Genomic DNA, 17509 nt, shown 5'->3' with positions numbered 1-17509 from the left:
GTTGACGTTCAAAGCGGCTGAAATTGGGAGTCGCGCGCCACCTGACAATGGTGGGCCTTGCCCGGAGTGTACCGCCATTTGCCAAATCCGGCCGACAGCCCCATGCAACACACTGTTGCATGGGGCTGTCCAATCGGCTGGCGCATGGCCGGGCTTCGGGTCTGAGGCGCCCGGCCGGCGCGGCCCGCCGCCCTTTGCCATCGATCAGTAGTCGGCGCGCAACGTGAGCATGAGGTTGCGACGCTCGCCGTAGATGCCGTAGAACGTCGACGGCACGCGGGCGTAGTAATCGCGGTTGAACACGTTGTTCACATTGAGCTGCGCTTCGAGATGGCGATTCACACGATATGCAAGCATGGCATCCCACACCGCGTAGCCGCCTTGCGCAAAGCCTGCCGTGCGGTACGTCGAGCTCTGGATGCGCACGCCACCGCCCACACGCAGGCCATCGAGCGTGCCCCCGAACAGGCCATCCGCGAAACGATACGTGGTGTAGAGCTTGAACAGGTGCTGCGGCTCCTCGCCGTCGAGCGCCTGCCCGACCTGGCTCGGATCGCTGTTGTAACACGTATTGAGCAGCGTGTAACCGGCGTAGACATTCCAGTTGCGCGTGACCTGGCCCGTCACTTCGGCTTCCCAGCCCTGACTTTGCGCCGATCCCGCCGCCACGGCGCCGATCGGGTGGAACGGGTCGGCCACGGCGCGGTTCGTGTCGGTCATGCGGAAGGCGGCCACCGTGGCATTGAGGCGACCGTCGAGGAATGCCCCCTTCAGGCCCACTTCATATTGCTGCCCTTCGCGCGGCGGCAGGCCCTGACCGTCGAAGGTCGTAGCGGTTTGCGGCGCGAAGATCTTCGAGTAGTTGAAGTACGCGTTGATCTGCGGCGTGAGCGCCAGCACCACACCGCCGTACGGGATGAACTTGTGATTCGCCCGCGCCGTGGTATTCCACGGCCCTTCGGTCGGCAGCAAATCCCGGCTTTGCTGCTGGAACCACGCCTCACGTCCGCCCAGCACGACGGTGAGCGGATCCAGCACGCGAACGCGCGCCTGCCCGTACACACCGAACTGCTGCGCTTGCAGCTTGTTGCCCGAGTCGAACGGGATGGTGGGCTCGACCGAGGGCGGCGAGAAAATACTGAAGTTGCCGAGGTTTTCTCCGCCCGACAGACTGCGCTGCTGGGTCATCTGGTAGTTCATGCCGACAAGCCATTCGTGCTTGCGCCCGAACGCCTGCACCGGGCCGGACAGGTGCGAGTCGATGCCCAGCAGATTGTTCTCGCCGCGTTGCGACTGGCCGAAATAGCGGGCCGTGAGCGTCGACGCGTTGATGCCCGGGCCGAGATAGGCGTACTTGCTGTTGGAGAGCACGTGACGATAGTTGATGGTCGTCGTCGAGACGATGTCGTTATCGAAACGGTGCTCCAGCTTGCCGTTGACCTCCTGCATCGATGTCCACGCGTAGTTCCAGTCCGGCGAGAAGTTCGAGTTGTTGGGGGCGTTCAGGAACGTGCGGTTCGTCAGCAACGACTGACCGTAGTCGAACGCATGCAACGGATTGACCTGATACGCGCCGGACAGCGACAGCAACGTGCGAGAGGTGAGATCGAATTCGAGCGCGCCGTAAGCAAGGAAGTTGCTTTCGTTGGTGCGCGTGATCGACTTGTTGCCGGTGTCCCCCGTAAGCACGGCACGCCCGCGAAGCGTGCCGGACGCGTTGAGCGGGCCGGTCACATCGATCATCTGGCGATAATTCGCCCACGACCCGAGGGTCGTTTCGCTGCGCACCGCAAACGTGTCGCCCGGGCGCTTGCGCACCAGATTGACGGTGCCGCCCGGTTCGCCCGTTCCGTCGAGCAAACCTGCCGGGCCCCGGAAAACCTCCACGCGGTCGTACATCGACAGATCGAATTGCGGCTGGTACTGGATACCGCTCAGAATCGACACGCCGTCATATTCGACCCCGACGTTGTAGCCGCGCGAGTTGAAGTAGTAAGTGCCGTCGCCGTAGTTGATCGCCGTGATGCCCGTGGTGAATTGCAGCGCGTCGGCCACCGACGTCATCGCCTGATCGTCCATGCGCGCGCGCGTGACGACCGACACCGAGTTCGGAATGTCCTTGAGCGCCTGCGGCGTCTTGCCGATGGTCGTAGTCGAAGTGCCGTAAGCACCGGAGCCTTCGGTCTGCGCGTCGCGCTGCGCGGTGACGTTTGCGGCAGGCAACGCGGCCGTCGTGCCCGGGCTTGCCGTCGCCGCCGTTGCGGCCGTTGCGGCGGTAGTCGGCGTGTCCGACTGCGCATGCGCCGCCGCGGTGCTCAGCATCAGCATGGCAACGGCGATGGGCGTGCGCGCTACGCGCCGTTGCGACAACCGCCCTGCCCTCGTACCGTCAGACATGCGGCCCCGTGCCGCGCGGCGAGGTTTCTCGTTCTGAATCGTTTGCATCGTTGACAACACTTCCCCTTGTTCCTTGTTGCCGGACGGCGCCGGCGGTCGTGAATCGGTGCCATGTTTGTGGGAGGCTTGCGCCTTTGGCATCACCGTTCGATTCCCGCTACACTGGCGAAAATATCGCAAATGAGACTCATTACTAAATTTGCGTGTGATTCGGCACAACACCTTGATAGCTATGGAGAATATCGGGTTCGGAAAAGGTAAGGACGACAATAAATGTCGATTTTTTGACAATCGCCATCCGTTTGGCGACATCCGAACCCAAGCCCCGGCATGAGCGAATTTCTGCGCAAACGATTCCCCAATGCCGTGCGTCCGCTGCCTCGCGACGTCTTCGCACAGGTCACGCCCTATCGTCACGGCGAGCGGCTGATCTGGCATCGTCATCGTCACGGTCAACTGGTTTTTCCGGTGCGCGGCATCGTGCGCGTGCTCACGTCGAGCGCGATCTGGACCTTGCCGCCCTCGCGCGCCCTGTGGTTGCCGTCGGACGTCGAGCACGAACTGCATGCCGTCGGCGACGGCCAGATGTGCAACGTCTACATGGAGCCGCGCGTGTTTCCGTGGAACTGGATCGGACCGACCGTGATTTTGATGACGCCGCTGATCCGCGAACTCGCCATAACGGTGAGTCGCGACGGCGAGAGCTACGGTCCGACGAGCCGTGCGGCATTATCGGTGCCGCCGCTGCTTGGCGTGCTGCGCAACGCCGCAGCCGTGCCCGAACGCGGCGTGCCGGTGCCGCGCGACGAAAGACTGCAAGCGATCTGCGAGCATTTGATGAACGAACCGGCCAGCAAGCTCACGCTCGACTTCTGGGGGGAGCAGTTCGGGGTCAGTGGACGCACGCTCGCGCGCCACTTTCAGACGGATACGGGGATGACGTTCGTGACGTGGCGCCAGCACCTGCGCGTGTCCGAAGCGATCTCGACGCTGGCGCTCGGCGCGTCGGTCGCCGCAACGGCCGACGCCTTCGGTTACGCCAGTCCGAGCGCCTTCATCGCCATGTTCAAGCAAGTCACGGGGCGCACGCCCCAACGTTATCTCGCAGACGCCTGACGCCTGCCGCCTGCCACCGGTTAAGGCGCACTGGCTTCCGGCATCATGCCGCGTTCGTCGCGCGTCGGCCTCAGGCATTCGGGCAGACGCTTCAAGCACGCCCCGCCGTCAGCGCGCGTAGCTCACCGGCATCCCGCCGTCGGGGTTGGGCAGCACGCCCATCGGCACCCCGTAGATCGTCTGCAACGTGTCGGGGGACATCAACTCGGCGGGCGTGCCGCGAGCGATCGGCCTGCCCTGCTTGAGCGCGAGCAGCGTGTCGCAAAAGCGTGCGGCCATGTTCACGTCGTGCAGCACGATCACCACCCCCAGCCCACGCGTGTCGGCGAGGTCACGCACGAGCCTGAGCACGTCGAGTTGATGGGCCACATCCAGCGCCGAGGTCGGTTCGTCGAGCAGCAGACACTGCGCTTGCTGCGCGACAAGCATCGCCAGCCACACACGCTGACGCTCGCCGCCGGAGAGCGACTCCACCAGACGGTCCGCAAAGCCCAGCACATCGGTCTGCACCATTGCGTTGTGCACGGCTTCGCGGTCGTGCGCATCGAAACGGCCGAGCGCGCCGTGCCATGGGTAGCGACCCAGCGCGACGAGTTCCGACACCGTCATCCCGGCCGCCGCCGGCGGCTGTTGCGGCAGATAGGCCACACGACGCGCGAACGCGCGCGCGCCCCATGAAGCCAGCGGGCGTCCCTCGAACCGGATGTCGCCGCTCACCGGCGAGAGTTGACGTGCGAGCAGCTTGATCAGGCTCGACTTGCCCGAGCCGTTGTGGCCGATCAGCCCATGCACCTGCCCGCCGGCGAGGTCGAGCGTCAGTGGCGCGAGGAGGGTGCGGCCCGCCACGGCGAAGGAAACGTCATGCAAAGAGAACATCGGCGTATCGGTCATGCGCAATCAGTGATGGGGACTCGGTGAAGTGGATTCGTCATGCGTCTGTGCGCCGGCCTGCGGCTCGCGCAGGTGGCCGTAGTCGAGACGAATCACACGGTCTGCCACATCGAAGTAGCGGTCGTCGTGCGTGATCACCAGCACGCTCTTGCCGCGCGCCCTGAGCGCAGGCAGCATCTGGCGATAGAAAACCTCCTTGAAGAGCGGGTCCTGATCGGCCGCCCATTCGTCGAAGACATAGAACGGCCGGTCTTCGAGATACGCCACGAGCAGCGCGAGACGCTTGCGCTGCCCTTGCGAGAGATCGAGCGTCGAGAAGCGGCCATCTTCGATCGTGACCTTGTGATCAAGTTGCAGCGATGTCAACAGCGCTTTCGCCTGCGCATCGAGCCCGTCGGCCGGCAAGCCGAGGAGATGTTCGAAGAGGAAGAAGTCGCTGAACACCACGGAGAAAAGCTGACGATAGCGCTCGCGCTCGGCGTCGCCCACGGGCACGCCGTCGAGCACGATACGGCCCTGCTCCGGCACGTAAAGTCCGACGACAAGCTTGGCGAGCGTCGTCTTGCCGCTGCCGTTGCCGCCGACCAGATAGACGAGTTCGCCGGGGCGAAACGTCAGATTGATCGGCCCCAGCGTGAAATGCGCACTCTCCTGCTCGCGGAAATACCGGTGCGTTACGCCTTCGAGCACGATGTGGTGAAAGACCGGCGCCGCCGCGCCGGCAGGCGCAGGCAGCCACTCGCACGGCAGTTCGTTCTCGACCTGCGCGATGCGCTCGAGCGCGACACGCGCGCTGCCCAGCGACGGCATGGCCGAGAGCACGCCCTCGATCGGCATGATGATGTAAAGGAACACCAGCGCGTAACCCGACACCACTTGCGGCGGCAGGTCGACGTGACGCAGCACCACGAACAGCGTCAGACCGATGAACGCAAAGAGAATGAAGCTCCCCCAACTGGCGGCGGCGGCATACAGCACATAGCCGCGCGTGCGTTGCACACGCACCGCTTCGACGTTGTTCGCCAGACGGTCTTCGATGAACGCATCGCGACGCGCACGATGCAGCTTGAGCTCTTTCGCGCCGTCGAACAGCGCGCGGAAGTCCTTCACCAGCGCTTCTTCACGCTTGCGCGAGCCGCGCAGGTGCAGCAGCGCGCGCTGGTTGGCCAGGCGAAAGCCCGCTGCGCCGATGACGATCGTCACCACGGCGAACAGCAGAATCTGCCATGACAGATAACCGAGATAGATCAGACAACCGGCGATCACCGCGCCCTGCATGGCGAGCACCGGCAGGTTCAGGAACAGCACCACGACGGTGTCGAGATCCTGCGTGAGCACCGCAATGGCCCGCGCAATCCCGTGCCGCTCCAGGCTCGCGTACGGGGCCGTACCGATGCGGCGCACCACCTGCATGCGCAACGTCGCCTTCGCCCGTTGACCGAGCGACATGAACAGCGTTTGCGACCCCGCGCGAGTCACGAGCACGAGCACGCCGAGACCGAGAAACTGCATGCCGAGCCAGCCCAGATGCTCGCGCGGCGCAGTGAGCGCCCGGTTGATGAGCGCGACCAGCCCCGCATTGCCGAAACCGCTGACGAGACTTCCTGCGAACGCGATCGCCAGCGGCCATCGAGACGCACGCACCAGTTGCCAGAACAAGGACATAGGAGGACAACCTCTCTCTCTTTTTATGGGGATGGGGGACTTCAGGCCACTTGACGACGCAAATGCCACAGCAGATAAGGGGCCGCAATCAGCATGGCGAGCACGCCTGCCGGCAACTGTTGCGGGAAGATCAGATTGCGCCCCAGCCAGTCGGCGGCGATCATCAGCAACGCACCGGACACGCTCGCCGCCACGGCTTGCGAGCGTGCCTTGCCGAAGCCCGCCATGCGGGCCAGGTGCGGCGCGAGCAAGCCGACGAACGACAGCGGTCCGACGACGAGCGTCGCCACCGCACTCAGGGTCGCGGCCAGGCACCAGAGCCACAAGCGCGCACGCCGTACGTTCACGCCGACGGCGCTCGCCGTCGCGTCGCCCATCGGCAGCAGGTCGAGCCAGCGCGACGCGAGGCAGGTCAGGAGCAACCCCGCGAGCGCGGCGATGACGGCCCCCGTCGCAATGCCGGGACCGACGATATACGTCAGACCGAGCATCAGCGAGCGCAACAGGAATGCGTTCGCCGTGCCGCTCGCGCTTGCGATCGCGACGAGCGACTGCGCCATGCCGGAGATGGCGACGCCCGCGAGCAGCATGCGCGTCGGGGAAAAACCGCCTTTGCGCGAGAGCGTAAGCATGACGGCAAGGCTCAGCGCCGCCCCGACGCAGGCGGCGACGAAGAGGGTCGACGCCTGCGCGCCCGCCACGACGAACGTCACGACCAGCAAACCCAGCATCGCCCCGCCGCTTACGCCGAGCAGTTCGGGACTGGCCATCGGGTTGCCGCTGATGCGTTGCAGCAGCGTGCCCGCCAGCGCCAGCGCAACGCCCGCCGCGGCCGACGCGAGCATGCGCGGCAGACGCCACGGCGCCAGCGCCGTCCATGCGTCGTCGCGCGCCCATTGCCACCCCTCCAGCGTGCGTCCGAGATGCTGCGTGACCCACACGAGCACGACGCCGAGCGCCAGTGCGAGCACGAGCCAGCGTAGCGGACGTCGCACGCGCGCAGGCGGCGAGGCATCCGCCGTCGCCACTTCGCCGGCACGCGTGCGACGCAGCAGCCAGAGCAGCAGCGGGCCGCCGAAGAGCGCCGCGGCTGCCCCCGTCGGCAACGACGCGCCGTCGAATAGCGGCAGGCATTGCACGATCTGATCCGTCAGCATCAGCATGAGTGCGCCGATCGCCGGCGCCCACAGCAATTGGTCGCGCAAACGTCGCGCACCGGCCAGCCGCACCAGTTGCGGGCCGGCCAGCCCGACAAAGCCGATGATGCCGACGGTACTGATAATGCTCGCGCTCAGCGCGACCGCAAGCATGAGGCCCGCCGTGCGAATCCACGCCACGCGCGCGCCGAGTTGCGTGATGCTGCGGTCGTCCAGCGTGAATAGCGTCAGCGGTCTGAGCAGCAGCGCCGCGACAACGACGGCCGCCAGCACGCGTGGCAACAGCCAGCCGACGTCGTGCCAGCCGTTCTGCACGAGCGAGCCGGCGCCCCATGCGAACACGCCGACGAGCGCGCGCTCATGGGTCATCGACACCATGATCGCGAGGCCACTGCAATACAGGTTGACGATCATGCCCGCGAGAATCACCGGGATCGGCGCGAAGCGACTGCGCCATGTCAGCGCCATCACCACGGCGATAGCCGCCGCCGAGCCGGCAAGGGCGACGCCGGACTTCCCCGCCAGCGCGACCGAAGGCGCCCAGACCGTTGCCGCCGAGAGAGCGAGCGACGCGCCCGACGCCACCCCCAGCGTAAGCGGCTCGGCCAGCGGGTTGCGCAGCACCTGCTGAAACATCGCGCCGGCAAGCGAGAGCCCTGCACCGGCGAGCAGCGACATGGCGAGGCGGGGCAGCCATGCGTAGTTCACGAGCAGCCCGGACATCGCGGCGGCAGATGCCGGGGACTGCGCATCTGACGCCGGATACGCAATGGCACGCCAGACGGCCGCGAGGAAGGTAACGCCGTCGACACCCGCCGGACGCAACGCCAGCAGCGTCAGCACGGCAAGCCCCCCCGCCGGCAGACCGACGATCAGCGCCAGACGCCACAGATGACGCGATGCGATGGCCGTTGCACCGCTGGGCGACGCACCGGGCGTCATCGAAGACAGCGAGTGCGAATGCGGGGCGGTCATACAGTCGCTCCGGTGAGCGCAACGCTCAGGGCGTCTGCCAGCTTTACGGCCGCCGGCGTGCCGCCGGTGGGCAACATCATGGGCAGTTGCCCGACGCGAGCGCCGCGCACGAACGGCAGCGCCTGCCACAGCGGACTCTGTCCGAGTCGATCGAGCAGACCGGCACGCGCGCCGATGAGCATCGCGCTTGCCGAGCTCTGCGCGCCGAGCTGCGTGTAATCGATTTGCGCCATGCCCTCGGTATCGCTCGGGCGCGCCCAGGCGTTCGTCAACCCGACGGCGGCGAGCGTGCCGCCGAACACGCTTTCGCGGCCGAAGACATGGGTCAGACGCGTGTCGATCGGACTCATCAGATATATCGGCCGTTGCGTGACCCCGCGCTGCGTCAGTCGCGCCCGCACGGCGTGCATGCGTGCGTCCGTACGCTCGAGCAACTGCGTGGTGGCCTCGGGTCGCCCTAACGCCTCGCCCAATGCACGCGCGCGTCGTTGTGCGAGCCGGTAGCCGTCCTCATGCGCATGCGCCGGCGGCGCGACGAACAGCGGCGCGATACGCGAGAGCGAATCGACCAGTGCGCCATGCGCGGGCGTGACGACGATCAGATCCGGACGCAAGGCCTGCACCACTTCGAAATTGGGCTGAAACAGCAACCCGACATCGACCACGGACTCGGGCATGTCCGGCGTGCCCGCGAGCAAGCGGTACCAGAACGGACGGGCGACGCCCACGGGCGTCACGCCCAGCGCGAGCACCTGCGCGGCGAGCCCCCAGTCGAGCACCACGACGCGAGGCGCACGGCCCGCGACAGGCAATGCCGAAGCCCTCGACACCCCCGATGCCCCCCATGCCCCCCATGCCCCCGTCGCCCCGGAAGACGCGCCATCGGCGCCGGACGCAGCCCCCGTCGCAGAAGCGGAAAAAGCACGCGATGCGTGCAGTAACGGTGCCAGCGCACCCACACCCAACGCCGCCAGAAGGCGCCGCCGGACGGCAAACGGTTCTCGTTGCATCAGTATCGATGTCGGGCTGTCCCCGAACGGCTCGCGTCGCGCCCGGCAACACACGTCAGCCAACGTGGAGGGCGCGCCGTATTCACCCCGGCCGTTCCAGTGGAATGAATCAAAATAAATGAGACGTATTACTATTATTACTTTTATCGGGTATCTGGACCCCGATGGCAGTTGGTAGAATACCGGGGATCGTTTTGCTGTGAATCGCAAAAAATGTTGAGAAATGGACATTTTTTGTCCATTTCTCTATGTTTTGACGCGCTGACCGTTCGCCCCGCGAGGGGCAAAGCACAATCGGCCGTCATCTGACCGTGTCGAGCGGTCCGGTTGGGAAGTCGTCATGAAGGAATTGCTGCTGCGCCGCTACCCGGAAACGCGCCGACATTTGCCGCGCGACGTCACGCTTGCGGGCATGGAATGCGAAGATGGGGAACGCCAGCCGTGGCACCAGCATCAGCACGGGCATGTGGTGATGGCGCTGCGCGGCGTCGTGCGCGTGCTCACACCGGCGCATACGTGGACGCTGCCCGCTTCGCGTGCGCTATGGCTGCCGCCCGACACACCGCATGAACTTCACGCCGTCGGGCGCATGCACTTTTGCACGATCAGCGTCGAGCCGGGCACGGTGTCGTGGTTATGGCCGAATGCGCTCGCGCTCACCGTCGGCCCCCTGCTGCGCGAACTGGCCATCGATATGTTGCCCGACGGCATTCACTATGCACCGGATAGCCGCACTGCGCTGTCCGTCCCCCTGTTGCTGCGTTTGCTGCGCGAAGCCGCCGCGCCCGGCGAGCACGGCTTGCCGTTGCCCAGCTCGGCGAAGCTCCTGGCGATCTGCGAACACATGATGATGGCGCCCGCGACGGACTACTCGCTGGAGCGTTGGGGGGAAGAACTGGGCGCGAGCGGCAAAACGCTTGCACGCCGCTTCAAGGACGAGACGGGCATGACGTTCGGGCGCTGGTGTCAGCACATGCGCGCGTCGGAGGCGATCACGCGGCTGGCATTGGGCGCGTCCGTGGGCGACGTGGCGCTCGCGCTCGGCTATCAGAGCCCGAGCGCATTCATCGTCATGTTCAAACGACTTTTCGGCCGCGCACCGCAGCAGTATCTGGCGGCGGCGGACCGATAATCTCGCGTGTCTGCGCGCAGCTTCCCGACTGCCGAGGCCAGCGCCACGACCCGCGCCGGCGCATCATGCATCGCGGGGGCGTCACGCCATCAAGACACGCCGAGCGGCGCAGCCTTGGCGGCGAACGTGTCGCGAATCGACGCAATCGCCGCGATGGTTTCGTCGATATCGTCGTCGCCGATGTGGCGATGCGTGACGAGCCGCAGCATCGATGAGCCGCTCGAGCGCGCCAGAATCCCGTACTCCGCCAGCGCCGCCTCCCACGCACGCGGATTCGCCTCGCGTTGTTCGGCCACACGCAGACGTACGATGTTGCTCGTTGACGGCACCGCATCGACCAGTTGCGGATCGATCTGCGCGAGCCCCGACCACAGACGCTGCGCACGCTGGTTGTCGTCGGCCAGACGCGCGACCATCGTCTCGAGCGCCACCTTCCCCGCCGCCGCCATGATGCCCGCCTGACGCAGACCGCCGCCCGTCATGCGACGGAACGTACGCGCCTGCTGAATCATGGCGTGCGAACCCACGAGCATCGCCCCCATCGGCGCCGAAAGGCCCTTCGACAGACAGAACGTCAGACTGTCGCAATGCGCGGTAATTTGTGCGACGTCCACCCCGAGCGCCGCCGCCGCGTTGAACACGCGCGCGCCGTCCATGTGCACGGGCACGCCCGCACGCGACGCGAGCGCATAGACGTCCGCCAGATACGACAGCGACGGCACATAGCCGCCCGAGTGATTGTGCGTCGACTCGACGGCGACCATCGCGGTCGCTTGCCCGTAACGCGAAAAGCCGGGGCGCAGCGCCGCGGCCAACTGATCCAGGGCCATCTCGCCACGCACCGACGGGATCAACACCGGGTACAGATGTGCGAGCCGCGAGAGCCCGCCCGCCTCCGACTTCGCCATGTGGGCCTGCGTGTCCAACACCGCTTCGCCGCCGCGCGTGGCGTGGCAAAGCGATGCAATCAGGTTGCCCATCGTGCCGGAGACGACGTACATCGCCTCCTCTTTGCCGGTCATGACCGCCGCGAGATGCTCCAGGGCGCGTACGGTCGGATCGCCTTCGAGGGTGTCGTCACCCAGCGATGCGGTTTGCATCGCCTCCCACATCAACGCGGTAGGACGGGTGACGGTGTCGCTTCGCAGATCGACGAAGCGTTCGGTGTAGCCTGAGGTCATGCAAACTCCCGACCGTGGGCATCGCGGCTCGCGCCTGAGACTGCCGAAGCTGCCGACGCATCCGTCGACTCGGCCGCAAGGGTCGCTTGCACGGCCTCGGGCGACTCGTACGGAATGCCGGCGAGCTTCATGACGAGCTTGATGGCCACGGTATTGCTGAAAACGTTGATGGCGGTACGGCCCATGTCGAGGAAGGCGTCGACACCGGCGATGATGGCCAGGGCTTCGATCGGCACGCCGATGGTCGTGAGCACCATTGCAATTGCCACGAGCCCGCCCGACGGCACGTTCGCGCTGCCCTTGCTGGCGAGCGTCGTGACGAGCACGATGGACAGCAGCGTGGGCATGTCGAGCGGCACGTGATAGGCGTCTGCCAGAAAACCGACGGCGAGCGCGAAGTACATGATCGAGCCGTCGCGGTTGAACGCGTAGCCGAGCGGCAGCACGACCGACGCGATGGCCTTGGGAACGCCCATGGCGATGAGCTTCTCCATGTGCAGCGGCAGCGTGGCTTCCGACGAGCGCGTGGCGAACGCGAGAATCACCGGCTCGCCGATGGCGCGCGTCGTCGCAAGCGGTTTCTCGCCGATCGCTTTGAGCAGAATCCAGAACAGCACGAGCAGCACGCCGAGGCCGAGATACATCGTGCCGACGAGCTTCACGAGCGCGAGGATCGTGCCGATGCCCTGCGTGGCGAACAGCCAGGAGATGATCGCGAAGATGGCCAGCGGCGAGAGCGAAATAATCCAGTCGGTCAGCTTGAACACGGCGCCCATGAGGGCGTCGAGCACGCCGACGAGCGGCTTCGCACGCTCACCGATGGATGAGAGCGCCAGCCCGAGCAGCAGCGCGAAGACCAGCACCGGCAGCAGGTTGCTGCCGGCCATGGCCGCCACGATGTTCGACGGAATCATCTCGAGGAAGAACTTCGTCCAGTCAACGGACGCCGCGATCGGCTTGGCCGACGCATGCGCCGCCGCCAGATTCGCCCCGAGCCCCGGGTGGAAGATCGCATTCAGGCCGAGACCGATCACGATGGACACCAGGGTCGCGATGAAGAAATAGACGAGGCTGATCGCCGAGACGCGTCCGAGCGCCCGGGCGTTGTGTCCCATCTGGTAGATCCCCAGCGTGATCGCCGTGAAAACGAGCGGCACGACGATCATCTTCACGGCCTGCACGAACGCGGTGCCGACCGGCATGAGCGTCGTGGCGAGCGCGGGCGCGAGCATGCCGCACCCGATCCCCAGCGCGAGACCGATCAGCATCTGGATCGGTAATGGAATGAGGCGTTTCTTCTTGTTGGCAGAACTTGACGACATGGCGACTATCTCCGGAAATGGCGTGACGACACGGCTCGCGCTCGGTGCCCGGCAGGCGATCAGCGCGGGCGGCCCGACGTGGCTTTCGCCTCGGGCGGGACGGCAGGTGGAACAAGTGCCTGCAAGCGGGCCTGCATGGCGTGCGTGAGGTGGTCCCAGACACGACGCTGGGCCTCCTCGGGACGCCCTGCGGCGATCGCCTCGAAGATCGCGAGATGCTCGCGAACGGCGGTGCGGGTGCGCTCGGCGTCGTAATGCGGAATGCGTTGCAGCGCCAGACCGTTCTGGGTGCGCAACGCGTGATAGGTCTCGGTGAGCCGCACGTTGTCGGCGGCGGCGAACATCGCCTCATGGAACTGCCAGCCCACACGCTGTGTGATGTCGACATCGCGTTCGATGCCCTCGTCGCCCTGCGCATCGAGCGCGCGCAGGCGCGCGGCCACTTCGTCGAGCGCGGGCGTCACGCCCTTTTGCGCTGCGAGCCACGCAGCCATACCTTCGAGGGCCAGACGCACCTCGTGAATCTCGCTCAGATCCCGCACCGACAACTGCCGCACGAAGGTGCCGCGCATCGGTACGATCTCCAGCAGGCCGTCGTTGGCAAGTGCGCGAATCGCCTCGCGTACGGGCGTACGGCTGATGCCGAAGCGCTCCGATAGCGCGCGCTCGGACAGCGCTTCGCCCGCGCGGATCTCGCCGGAGACGATCAGGTTGCGAATGGCGTTGTACGCCGAATCGCTCAGGGCCGGGGTGCGTTGGGTCTGGTTCATAACTGGTATACCAGCAAAAAACAATTTGACGGTCAACGGCAAAAGCTGTGGGTTGGGCGCTTTTGCGCGTTTTTACGGGTAAACGATGACGTCGACGGACCGCTCGCAGAGGCTACGGGGGCGCGGTGCTACGGTGCTAGGAGGGCACGGGCTACGGGGATTCCGGGCTGTCGGGACAGAGGCGCTTCGCGTCGCGATGCCCCCATGCGGCGGATGGCGCAACGCCTGCTCTCGCTGGATGGCCGCATGGACCAGGTGGTCCGGGTGGGGCCGGGAGGCGAGCGCGGGCGTTGCGGGAATTGACGGCTTGCTGCGCGAATCAGTTATCGAGGAAATGCGTGATCGCGTAGTTGAACATCTTCGGATCCTGAATGAACGCGAAGTGGCTCACGCCCGGCAGGATCATCAGCTGCGCGCCCGGGATGGTATGCGCCATGTAGATGTTGTGTTCGAGCTTGATGCCTTCGTCATGCTCGCCGTCCAGAATCAGCACCTTCGACTTGATGGTCTTCAACTGCTCGTCGGTCCAGTTCGGCTGGCTGTCCCACATCTTGCCGATCTGCGCCAGAAACGCGTCGTACTCCTTGGGCGTCGACGACAGCTTGGTGTATTCGGTGGCGGCGCGTTTGATATAGGCGGCGAACACCGGATTCTTGTCGAAGTCGGGCTTCAGACCTTCCGTATTGGTGTTCACGCCGAACGCCACGATCTTGCCCACACGGTCCGGATAGCGCATGGCGAGGTCGATGCCCTGAATCGCGCCATCGCTCCAGCCCACGACGTCGGCCTTCTTGATGTGCAACTGATCGAGCAGCGCGACCACGTCGTCGGCCATCAGGTCGTAGCCGTACGGACGGTCGTCGCGTGTGCTGCGGCCGTGACCGCGCGTATCGACGGCGATCACCCGATGGTGCGCCTTGAGCGCGTCGACTTGCCTGGCAAGGTAGTCGGAGTTGGCCAGACCGCCGTGCAGCACCAGTACCGGGCTGCCCTTGCCGACCTCGGCGTTGTACAGACGAATGCCGTTCACGTTCGCGAAGCCGGCGCGATCGAACTTGGCCGGGGCGGGCGTCGGCGGCAGCGTCTGCCACAGTTCGGCGGCGCTCGACGTTGCGGCATGCAGGGCGGCGGCAATGCCCACGGCGCCCACCATGGCCCGCAAGGGCTTCAACGAGAATTTGAAAATTGTCATAGTTCGGACTTGGGTGTGAGATGTTGGCGGCCAGCCGTCTCGACGCGCCGGGATGCACGCGTGGGCGTCGCAACGACGCTCGCCGCCCGGCCACTGTATCGCTGATTTCGGTGGCTGAGACGCGATCCACGGGCGCCTGACATTCAACGCCGCGTTGCGATATCACTTGAGAGTTGAGGATTCACCGGAAAGCACGCCGTGCGCTCCCCCGCGCTCCTCTGTGCTCCCCTGCCCCCCCCCCGCCGTGTCGCGGCATGTCCATGCAACGGAGCACGTGCGCGACCGCACAGCAGACCCGACAACCGGTGTTACGATGCGCACGACGCCACCGCATGCGTCGAGTCCGACCGCGACGCCCGCCGGCATGCCGCGGCGCATTGCAGAACCCGCGCAGGAAACCGCCAGAATGATCGACCTTCACGTACTTCCGTTTTTTCTCGCCACCGTCGCAATCCTCGTGGCGATTCCCGGCCCGACCACGATCTATATCTCGACGACCAGCGCGAGTCAGGGCTTTCGCTTCGGCCTCGCGTCGTGCTTCGGTGTGATGCTCGCCACGCTCGTGCACGTGAGCTTCGCCGCCGTCGGCCTCACGGCCCTGCTGCTCGCATCCCCGCTCATGTTCAACGTCATCAAGTGTCTCGGCGCGGGCTATCTGATCTATCTGGGCATCAAGGCGATTCGCAGCCGGCCTTCGGCCTCGGAAGCCGCGCCGCAGTTGCCCGCCCGCGCGTTGAGCGCGACGATCAAGAAAGGGTTTCTCGTCAACTTGCTCAACCCGAAAACCGGGCTCTTCGTCGCGGCGTTTCTCCCGCAATTCGTCACGCCGTCGCTCGGCCATGTTCCGCTTCAGATCGTCACGCTCGGGCTGCTGCTCGCACTCGTGGGCGGCGTAAGCGATACCACCTACGCGGCGCTCGCCCGCACGCTCGGCCGCGCGCTCGCCCGGCGCAGCAACCAACCGGGCATCGGCAAATACATCGCGGGGCTGCTCTACATGGGCCTCGGCATCGCGGCGCTGGCGGCGTCGAACGGCAACTCGAAATAGACGTCGCGCCCCCCGTCTCCCCCTCCTAAAAACCCGCTTCGGCGGGTTTTTTCTTATTTGTCGTCGACCACCCCGGGCCTTTGCCCGATGAAACGGAGCGTCCACGCCCTCAGGGTTTCCACGCATCAAAAAACAAACAAGTGTGCTATACGCTTATAAAAATTAATCATTTGTTCTATTTTGCATGTCGTACATCGCCCCCCGTTCCTCATGAGTCAAGCCACTTCGAGCCGCGTTTTCCATCGTCACCTTCGTCATTCGCCGCCCGTTGCCGTGGGCGGTCGGGGCGTTTATCTCAGGGACGCACAAGGTCGCGAGTACATCGATGCCTCCGGCGGGGCCGCCGTGTCATGCCTCGGTCACGGCCATCCCGACGTGATCGCCGCCATGCACGCGCAGATCGACAAGCTGGCCTACGCCCACACGGGGTTCTTCAGTTCGGAGGTCGCGGAAGCGCTTGCCGAGCACCTGATTCGCCACACGCCCGCCGATTCGGGTCTGAGCCACGTGTATTACGTGAGCGGCGGTTCCGAGGCGATTGAAGCCGCGCTCAAGATGGCGCGTCAGTATTTCGTCGAGATCGGTCAGCCGCAGCGGCGTCGCTTCATCGCACGCCGACAGAGCTATCACGGCAACACGCTCGGCGCGCTGGCCATCGGTGGCAACCGCTGGCGACGCGAACAGTTCGAGCCGTTGCTGATCGACGTCACGCACGTCTCGCCCTGCTACGCCTATCGCGACCAACGCGAGCAAGAGAGCGAAGCGGCATACGGTCGACGTCTGGCCGAAGAACTCGAAGCGACGATTCTCGAACACGGCGCAGATTCGATCATCGCCTTCGTGGCGGAGACGATCGGCGGCGCGACGGCCGGCGTCATCACCCCGGTTGCCGGTTACTTCAAGGCCGTGCGCGAGGTCTGCGACCGCTACGGCATTCTCCTGATCCTCGACGAAGTGATGTGCGGCATGGGCCGCAGCGGCACCCTGCACGCCTGGGAACAGGAAGGCGTAGCACCGGATATCCAAACCATCGCCAAGGGGCTGGGCGGCGGGTACCAGCCCATCGGCGCGGTGCTGGCGAACCAGCGCATCGTCGACGCGATGAGCGCCGGCAGCGGCTTCTTCCATCACGGCCACACCTACCTCGCTCACCCGACCGCCTGCGCGGCCGCCCTCGCCGTGCAGCAGGTCATCGAGCGCGACGGTCTGCTCGCGCAGGTGCGCGATCGCGGGCAATACCTCATGCAGCAACTCAACGAACGCTTCGCCCGGACGCCGTACGTCGGGGACGTGCGAGGCCGGGGCCTGTTCGTCGGCATCGAGCTGGTCGCCGAGCGCGCCACGAAAGATCCGTTCGATCCGCGCTTCGCCGTACACGCCGCCGTGAAACGCGAAGCGATGGCGCGCGGTCTCGCCTGCTATCCGGCGATGGGCACCATCGACGGCAAATACGGCGATCACATCATGCTCGCACCGCCGTTCATCATCAGCGAAGCCGAAATCGACGACGTGGTCGACCGGCTCGACGACGCCATTCAGGCAGCGGTCGCCCTCGCCCTGCGCTGATCGCCGCCGCCATCCACCGAGATTCGTCCGTATCGCCCTCTCCCCGCGCGACGTGAGGCACCGGCAGAGACACCGGCGCCTCGCCAG

Annotated in this window: 13 protein-coding genes; 4 read left to right on the top strand and 9 right to left on the bottom strand. The window is 65.7% G+C overall.

Features of this window, described 5'->3' with window-relative positions:
• Positions 1–204 precede the first annotated feature (204 nt).
• Positions 205–2397 carry a TonB-dependent siderophore receptor gene (locus PAN31108_RS18020; protein ID WP_246184029.1) on the bottom strand — a complete coding sequence of 731 codons (2193 nt, stop codon included), beginning with the start codon at positions 2395–2397 and terminating at the stop codon, positions 205–207.
• 330 nt (positions 2398–2727) lie between these two features.
• On the opposite strand from PAN31108_RS18020, the gene PAN31108_RS18015 reads away from it, so the two are divergent.
• On the top strand, positions 2728–3513 hold the full coding sequence (locus PAN31108_RS18015; RefSeq protein ID WP_150670193.1) for an AraC family transcriptional regulator: 786 nt from the start codon (positions 2728–2730) through the stop codon (positions 3511–3513).
• 108 nt (positions 3514–3621) lie between these two features.
• Here PAN31108_RS18015 and PAN31108_RS18010 read toward each other — a convergent pair whose 3' ends face one another.
• From PAN31108_RS18010 to PAN31108_RS17995, 4 genes are read right to left on the bottom strand one after another with little or no spacing between them, the layout of a single operon-like run.
• Complete coding sequence (locus tag PAN31108_RS18010; RefSeq protein ID WP_150670192.1) at positions 3622–4404, bottom strand: ATP-binding cassette domain-containing protein; 783 nt, start codon at positions 4402–4404, stop codon at positions 3622–3624.
• 6 nt (positions 4405–4410) lie between these two features.
• Positions 4411–6069: a cyclic peptide export ABC transporter gene (locus PAN31108_RS18005; protein WP_150670191.1), complete on the bottom strand. Its 1659-nt coding sequence runs from the start codon at positions 6067–6069 to the stop codon at positions 4411–4413.
• Between the two features lie 41 nt (positions 6070–6110).
• Positions 6111–8201 (bottom strand): Fe(3+)-hydroxamate ABC transporter permease FhuB, encoded by a 2091-nt coding sequence (fhuB, locus tag PAN31108_RS18000; RefSeq protein ID WP_246184028.1) that lies wholly within the window; start codon positions 8199–8201, stop codon positions 6111–6113.
• On the bottom strand, positions 8198–9211 hold the full coding sequence (locus PAN31108_RS17995; protein ID WP_150670190.1) for an iron-siderophore ABC transporter substrate-binding protein: 1014 nt from the start codon (positions 9209–9211) through the stop codon (positions 8198–8200). Before PAN31108_RS17995 ends, fhuB begins: the two co-directional genes overlap by 4 nt.
• A 340-nt stretch (positions 9212–9551) precedes the next feature.
• Between PAN31108_RS17995 and PAN31108_RS17990 the strand changes: the two genes are divergently transcribed.
• Positions 9552–10343 carry an AraC family transcriptional regulator gene (locus PAN31108_RS17990; protein ID WP_150670189.1) on the top strand — a complete coding sequence of 264 codons (792 nt, stop codon included), beginning with the start codon at positions 9552–9554 and terminating at the stop codon, positions 10341–10343.
• Positions 10344–10432: 89 nt separating this feature from the next.
• Here PAN31108_RS17990 and PAN31108_RS17985 read toward each other — a convergent pair whose 3' ends face one another.
• From PAN31108_RS17985 to PAN31108_RS17970, 4 genes are all read right to left on the bottom strand, one after another.
• On the bottom strand, positions 10433–11524 hold the full coding sequence (locus PAN31108_RS17985; RefSeq protein ID WP_150670188.1) for a threonine aldolase family protein: 1092 nt from the start codon (positions 11522–11524) through the stop codon (positions 10433–10435).
• Positions 11521–12846, bottom strand: coding sequence for a dicarboxylate/amino acid:cation symporter (locus tag PAN31108_RS17980; protein WP_217426331.1), 1326 nt, complete (start codon positions 12844–12846; stop codon positions 11521–11523). Before PAN31108_RS17980 ends, PAN31108_RS17985 begins: the two co-directional genes overlap by 4 nt.
• Positions 12847–12905: 59 nt before the next feature.
• The gene (locus PAN31108_RS17975) at positions 12906–13616 is read right to left on the bottom strand and encodes a GntR family transcriptional regulator (RefSeq protein ID WP_150670187.1); all 711 of its coding nucleotides are present in this window, start codon (positions 13614–13616) and stop codon (positions 12906–12908) included.
• 319 nt (positions 13617–13935) lie between these two features.
• Complete coding sequence (locus PAN31108_RS17970; RefSeq protein WP_246184027.1) at positions 13936–14808, bottom strand: alpha/beta fold hydrolase; 873 nt, start codon at positions 14806–14808, stop codon at positions 13936–13938.
• Positions 14809–15214: 406 nt separating this feature from the next.
• On the opposite strand from PAN31108_RS17970, the gene PAN31108_RS17965 reads away from it, so the two are divergent.
• Together PAN31108_RS17965 and PAN31108_RS17960 are read left to right on the top strand one after the other, a co-directional pair.
• A complete protein-coding gene (locus PAN31108_RS17965) occupies positions 15215–15856 on the top strand; it encodes a LysE family translocator (RefSeq protein WP_150670186.1) in 642 nt (213 codons plus the stop codon).
• A gap of 210 nt (positions 15857–16066) precedes the next feature.
• Positions 16067–17422: an aspartate aminotransferase family protein gene (locus PAN31108_RS17960; protein WP_150670185.1), complete on the top strand. Its 1356-nt coding sequence runs from the start codon at positions 16067–16069 to the stop codon at positions 17420–17422.
• Positions 17423–17509 lie beyond the last annotated feature (87 nt).

Source organism: Pandoraea anhela (assembly GCF_902459655.1).
Lineage (GTDB): Bacteria > Pseudomonadota > Gammaproteobacteria > Burkholderiales > Burkholderiaceae > Pandoraea > Pandoraea anhela.
The sequence above is the reverse complement of the archived record's forward strand: the minus strand, read 5'-3'. Positions and strand labels throughout refer to the sequence as shown.